This is a genomic window from Cellulomonas sp. A375-1, assembly GCF_001040865.1.
Lineage (GTDB): Bacteria > Actinomycetota > Actinomycetes > Actinomycetales > Cellulomonadaceae > Cellulomonas > Cellulomonas gelida.
The window spans coordinates 37,722-43,893 of record NZ_LFKW01000130.1; the positions used below are offsets into that span (position 1 = coordinate 37,722).

Below are 6,172 nucleotides of genomic sequence, written 5' to 3' on the forward strand. Positions count from 1 at the left end.
ACGAGCCGTTCCAGCGCAACCGGCTGACCAGCGCGGTCGTCCCGACGGCGACCGGCTACCGGGTCGAGGCGGCGATCAGCCTCCTCGAGTACGGCGGTCTCGGGACGTTCCACGGCCTGGACTTCCAGGTCAACGACGCCGCGAGCGGCAGCCGGCACGCGATCACCAACTGGGCCGACCCGACGGGTGCGGGCTACCAGAGCACCGCCCACTGGGGTGTCGGCCGACTCGTGGAGGCGAAGGTCGTCCCGCCGGCGACCGTCAAGCCGAAGGTGACGGCGAACCCGTCGTCGGCGACGGTGGACCGCGGCACCACGGTGGTGCTGCGTGCGGCGGCGACGGGGACCCCGACGCCGACCGTCCAGTGGCAGCGACGCGCTGCCGGCACGACGAGCTGGACGGCCGTCACGGGCGCCACGAAGACCTCGCTCGCGGTGGTCGTCGGGGCGGCCAACCACGGCGCGTCCTACCGGGCGGTGTTCACCAACACCGCCGGTTCGGCGATCACCACGGCGGCGACGGTCAAGGTGAAGCCGTACGCGCCGAAGGTCACGAAGAACCCGAAGTCGGTGACGACGGCCAAGGCGGGCACGAAGGTCACGCTCACGGCGGCGGCCTCGGGCTTCCCGACCCCGTCCGTGCGCTGGCAGCAGCGCGGCGTCGGGTTCTCGCAGTGGAAGACGATCGCCGGTGCCACGGGGACGTCGCTCACGGTCAAGGTGCCCGCCACCAGCGGGGGTGTCGAGGTGCGCGCGGTGTTCACGAACTCCGCGGGCTCGGCGACGACCAAGACCGCGCTGGTCCGCAAGGCACGCGTGGCCCCGAAGGTGGTCACGGCGCCGCAGTCGGTCACGGTCCAGCGGGACTCGGTCGCGACATTCACCGTGCGGGTCTCCGGCACGCCGGCCCCGTCGGTCCAGTGGTACGAGCGCCGGGCCGGTGCGAGCTCGTGGGTCACGCTCACGGGTGCGACCGCGACGAAGCTCCAGGTCGTGGCCACCAAGGCCCGGAACGGAGCCCAGTACCGGGTGGTCGTGACCAACGCTGCGGGTCGTGCGACCAGCACGGCGGCCACGTTGACCGTGCGCTGACCCCGGGCCGGACCTGTCCGGCCCGGAACAGGACGACGGCGGCGACGCCGCGGAGACTGGCTGAGCTCCGCGGCGGCGCCGCCGTCGCACGTCCGGCCCGTCGGGGGTGAGACCCGGTGCGTGCGACACCCCGCAGGCCCCGAGTCCCTGCCGGAGGGCCGGGCGCGGCACTACCCTCGGGTGACCGACCGGGGAGGGCCGATGACGAGGCAGCGCGTCGACACGCCGACGTTGCAGGGCGAGATGCTCACGCTCCGCCCGATCCGCGTCGACGACGCGCAGGCCCTGTGGGAGTCGGTGAGCGACCCCGAGGGCATGCGGCTGACGGGCACGACCCGCCGCTTCACGCTCGAGGAGGCGCGGGACTGGTGCGCGAACGTCGGGGAGCTGCCCGGCCGCGTCGACCTCGCCATCACGCTCGTCGGCCACGACGAGTACCTCGGGGAGATCGTCCTCGACGACATCGACGAGCACCTGCAGAGCGCGTCCCTGCGCCTCGCGATGCGACCCGGGTACCGCGGTCGCGGCTACGGCACGGAGGCGATCGAGCTGGTCCTCGGGTTCGCGTTCGACGGGCTCGGGCTGCACCGGGTCGGGCTCGACGTCCTGGCGATCAACCCGCGTGCGCAGGCGCTGTACGAGAACCTCGGGTTCCGGGTCGAAGGGCGCCGGCGCGACGCGTACCGCGACGGCGAGCGCTGGTGCGACGCGATCGACATGGGGCTGCTCGAGGACGAGTACCGAGCGGGACAGTTCGGCGACGCGGCCCGCTGAGCCCCCACGCCGTTATCACGGCACCGCCCGTCCCCGGTGGTGAGGGGGTCCCGGGGGCCCCACGATGGGCGGATGGACGATGGCGCCATGGATCGCGGTGACCTCCCGGAGCAGAACCCCGTCGACCCGACCCCGGGTGACGGTGCACTGAGCAGCGACGGCCCGGCGGTACGCGTGGGCGAGGCCGACGCCCGGCCGCCGCGGGACCGCGCGTTCTTCGGCCACCCGCTCGGCCTGATGACGCTGTTCGGCACCGAGCTGTGGGAGCGTTTCAGCTACTACGGCATGCGCGCGATCCTGCTGTACTTCCTGACCGACACGATCGCCAACGGCGGGCTCGGGCTCGACGACGCCCTCGGCAACGCGGTCGTCGCGGCGTACGGCGCCTCGGTGTACCTGCTGTCGGTGATCGGCGGCTGGCTCGCCGACCGGATGATCGGCGCGCGGCGGTCGGTGCTGTACGGCGGAGTGGTGATCGCCGCGGGTCACGTGAGCCTGTCGGTGCCGAACGCGTCGTTCTCCTACCTCGGCATCGTGCTCGTCGCGCTCGGCACGGGACTGCTCAAGCCCAACGTCTCGAGCATGGTCGGCGACCTGTACTCGCGCGACGACGTGCGGCGCGACTCGGGATTCTCGATCTTCTACATGGGCATCAACATCGGCTCGCTGTTCGCGCCGATCCTCGTCGGCATCGCGCGCGAGATCGGCGGCTACCACGCGGGCTTCGCGGTCGCTGCCGTCGGCATGGCGATCGCGCTGGGGTTCTTCGTGGCCGGGCGCCACCTGCTGGGCGGCGCGGGGGACGTGCCGCCCAACCCGCTCACCGCGGCCGACCGTCCGGGTGTGGTGCGGCTGGTCCTCGCGGTCGCGATCGGCTGCCTCGTCGCGCTCGGCATCGCGGCGCTCGTCTCGGGCGGCTTCACGACGACGACGCTGATCGACGCGCTCTCGTACATCGCGCTCGCTGCGCCCGTGGCGACGTTCTGGGTCATGTTCCGCTCGCCCAAGGTCACCGACCGCGAACGGTCCCGGCTGCGCGCGTACATCCCGCTGTTCGTCGCGGCGATGCTGTTCTGGATGATCTTCGAGCAGGCCGCGAGCACGCTGTCCGCCTACGCGCGCGACAACACCGAGCTGACGATCTTCGGGTTCGAGGTCTCGCCCGCGTTCTTCCAGTCGGTGAACCCGGCCTCGATCATCCTGCTCGCGCCGGTGTTCGCGTGGCTGTGGGTCCGGCTCGACGACCGGCCGCCGACCGCCGTCAAGTTCGCGATCGGCCTGTCGTTCGCCGCGCTGTCGTTCCTGTTCCTCGCGGGCGCGTCCGCGCTCGCGGGCGACGGGAAGTCGCCCTGGTGGGTGCTCGTGGTGGTCTACGTCATCCAGACGATCGGCGAGCTGTGCCTGTCGCCCGTCGGCCTCGCGGCGACGACGCTGCTCGCGCCCCGGGCGTTCAAGGGTCAGGCCATGGCGCTGTGGTTCCTGGCGACCAGCGCGGGCAACGCGATCACGGCGCAGCTCGTGCAGGCCACGAGCGGGGCGAGCCCGACCGCGTACTTCGGTGGGATCGGCGCGGTCGCGCTGGTGTTCGCGATCGCGATGTTCGCCATCGCGCCCTGGGTCACGCGGCACATCTACGAGGGCACGGAGGTCGTCGGGGCAAAGAGGACGGCCGCGCACTGACCGACGGGCCCGCGCCCCGGGCGGGGCGGGCTCGCCGCCGTCAGGTCAGGGGGCGTCAGCCGAGAGGCCGGCAGGACGCACGCTCGACGAGCGCGGTGGGCAGGCGCAGGTGCGTCGGCACGTCCCTCTCGGCGAGCAGGTCGATCAGCAGCTGGAGCGCGCGGGCGCCGATGTCGCGCAGCGGCTGGCTCACCGTGGTGAGCGGCGGGTCGCACAGCGCGGACTCGGGGACGTTGTCGAAGCCGATCACCGACAGGTCCCGGGGCACGTGCAGCCCGAGCTCGCGAGCGATCTCGACCGTCCGGATCGCCGACAGGTCGTTCGCGGCGAACACGGCGGTCGGGCGGTCGGGGCGGTCGAGCAGGTCGCGAGCGGGCTGGGTCGCCGTCTCCGGGCGGTACCCACCGTTCACGACGAGCGTCTCGTCGACCGGGAGGCCGGCGGACGCCATCGCCGAGCGGAAACCGGCCTCGCGCAGGCGCGCGGACTCGAGGTCGGGCCGTCCGCCCATGAGCCCGATGCGGCGGTGGCCGAGGGCCAGGAGGTGCTCGGTGGCCATGACGCCGCCGGCGAAGTTGTCGGAGTCGACCGTCGGCAGCCCGGACGGGCCGGTGTGCGGGTCGATCGCGACGACGGGGATCACGCCGCGTGCGTCCACGACCGTCGGGGTCACGATGATCGCGCCGTCGATGAGCGTGCCGCCGAGACGCGAGAGGTACCGGCGCTCCCAGCCGACGTCGGCGCGCCGACCGCCCGCCGAGTACGCGAGCAGCTCGTACTCGGTCGACCCGATCGCGTCCGAGGCGCCCTTGAGCAGCTCGGTCGAGAACGGCTCGAACTCCGCGACGAGGATCCCGACGACGTGCGTGCGGTGCGAGCGCAGGCTCGACGCGCCGAGGCTCGCCTCGTAGCCCAGGTCGGAGATGACCTGCTGAACGCGGTCGAGAGTCGACTGCGCGACCCCGTACCGACCGTTGACGACCTTCGAGACGGTCGCCACCGACACTCCCGCCTGGCGGGCGACGTCGGCCATCTTGACCCGGCCCGTGTGCTCCACGGCGCGATCCTATGGCATCGGTTTCATAACGGTGTCGATAACGGTGTCGATATCGATTGACTAGTTCTCCGAAACTTTGTCATGCTCCTCCCGTCCAGGTGGGTCAACGAAGACTGAAGGGACCAGACATGGCACGCATGCGTCGTGCAACGGCGGGCATCGCGCTCGCGACGACGATCGCTCTCCTCGCCGCCTGCAGCAGCGGAGGTGACTCCCCGTCGGGTGACGGGAGCACCGGTGGTGGGGACGGCGGCAAGAAGGAAGACGTCACGATCTCGTGGTGGCACAACTCCAACACGGGTGACGGCAAGGTCTACTACGACAAGGTCGCGGCGGACTTCGAGGCCGCGAACCCGGGCGTCACCGTCGAGGTGAGCGCCATGCAGCACGAGGACATGATCACCAAGCTCGAGGCCGCGTTCCAGGCCGGGGACGCCCCGGACATCTACATGGAGCGTGGTGGCGGCGAGCTCCGCGACCACGTCAACGCGGGCATCACGAAGGACCTGTCCGAGTCGGCTGCGGACACGATCGCCAAGCTCGGTGGCTCCGTCGCCGGCTTCCAGGTCGACAGCAAGACGTACGCCCTGCCGTTCTCCCTCGGCGTGGTGGGCTTCTGGTACAACAAGGCCCTCTTCGCCCAGGCCGGCATCACGGCGCCCCCCACGACGTGGGACGAGATGTACGCGGCGATCGACAAGCTGAAGGCCGCGGGCATCGTCCCGCTGTCCGTCGGCGCCGGCGAGGGCTGGCCGGCCGCGCACTACTGGTACTACTTCGCGCTGCGCCAGTGCTCGCAGGACGTCCTGACGGGCGCCGTGTCGTCGCTCGACTTCTCGGACCCCTGCTTCGTCCGTGCGGGCGAGTCCCTGCAGGAGTTCCTGGACGCCGAGCCCTTCAACGACGGCTTCCTGAGCACCGTGGCCCAGAAGGGCCCGTCGAGCGCCTCGGGCATGCTCGCCACCGGCAAGGTCGCGATCGAGCTCCAGGGTCACTGGGAGCCCGGCGTGATGCAGGGCATCACCGACGAGCTCGGCTCCGAGGGCATCGGCTCCGACCTGGCGTGGTTCGCGTTCCCGGCGGTCTCCGACGGTGACGGCGACCCGGCCGCTCAGCTCGGTGGCGGCGACGCCTGGGCCGTCAGCAACGACGCGCCCGACGCCGCGGTCGACTTCGCGCAGTACCTGCTGTCCGACGAGGTCCAGAAGGGCTTCGCCGAGCTCGACATGGGTCTGCCGACCAACCCGACGGCGTCGAAGTACGTCTCGGACGCCGCGCTGGCGAGCCTCCTCGAGGTCCGCGACGCGTCGCCGTTCATCCAGCTCTACTTCGACACGGCGTTCGGCAAGGCGATCGGTGACGCGATGAACTCGAAGATCGTCGACCTGTTCGCAGGCAAGGCCACCCCGCAGGACATCGTCGACGCCACGCAGGCGGCGGCTGACGCGGAGAAGTGATCGACGTGGCAGACGAAGCGACCGCCCGCCTGGGCGTCCCCGCCTCGCCTGCGACGTCCACCCCGACCGTCCCGGTCGCCGGTCGCGCTTCGGCGCGGCCGGCGACCGGCCGG

At 71.7% G+C, this 6,172-nt stretch carries 5 protein-coding genes; 4 read left to right on the forward strand and 1 reads right to left on the reverse strand.

What is annotated here, in order from left to right:
* The 3 genes from CWIS_RS13240 to CWIS_RS13250 all read left to right on the forward strand — a co-directional run.
* On the forward strand, positions 1-1,091 hold a 1,091-nt coding region (locus CWIS_RS13240; RefSeq protein WP_048343782.1), incomplete at its 5' end, for an immunoglobulin domain-containing protein.
* Positions 1,092-1,292: 201 nt separating this feature from the next.
* Entirely contained in the window at positions 1,293-1,865 is a 573-nt protein-coding gene (locus CWIS_RS13245; RefSeq protein WP_048343783.1) for a GNAT family N-acetyltransferase, read from the forward strand.
* Between the two features lie 87 nt (positions 1,866-1,952).
* Positions 1,953-3,545 carry a peptide MFS transporter gene (locus CWIS_RS13250; protein WP_082156463.1) on the forward strand — a complete coding sequence of 531 codons (1,593 nt, stop codon included), beginning with the start codon at positions 1,953-1,955 and terminating at the stop codon, positions 3,543-3,545.
* A 55-nt stretch (positions 3,546-3,600) separates the two neighbouring features.
* Here CWIS_RS13250 and CWIS_RS13255 read toward each other — a convergent pair whose 3' ends face one another.
* Entirely contained in the window at positions 3,601-4,578 is a 978-nt protein-coding gene (locus CWIS_RS13255) for a LacI family DNA-binding transcriptional regulator (RefSeq protein ID WP_048343808.1), read from the reverse strand.
* Positions 4,579-4,730: 152 nt separating this feature from the next.
* On the opposite strand from CWIS_RS13255, the gene CWIS_RS13260 reads away from it, so the two are divergent.
* Positions 4,731-6,059, forward strand: a complete 1,329-nt coding sequence (locus tag CWIS_RS13260) for an ABC transporter substrate-binding protein (protein ID WP_048343784.1) — start codon at positions 4,731-4,733, stop codon at positions 6,057-6,059.
* Positions 6,060-6,172 lie beyond the last annotated feature (113 nt).

Bases quoted from the DNA above. Each gene is read 5' to 3' on its own strand.
- CWIS_RS13245 (WP_048343783.1), top strand. From the start codon at position 1,293: ATGACGAGGCAGCGCGTCGACACGCCGACGTTGCAGGGCGAGATGCTC.
- CWIS_RS13250 (WP_082156463.1), top strand. From the start codon at position 1,953: ATGGATCGCGGTGACCTCCCGGAGCAGAACCCCGTCGACCCGACCCCG.
- CWIS_RS13255 (WP_048343808.1), bottom strand. From the start codon at position 4,578: ATGGCCGACGTCGCCCGCCAGGCGGGAGTGTCGGTGGCGACCGTCTCG.
- CWIS_RS13260 (WP_048343784.1), top strand. From the start codon at position 4,731: ATGGCACGCATGCGTCGTGCAACGGCGGGCATCGCGCTCGCGACGACG.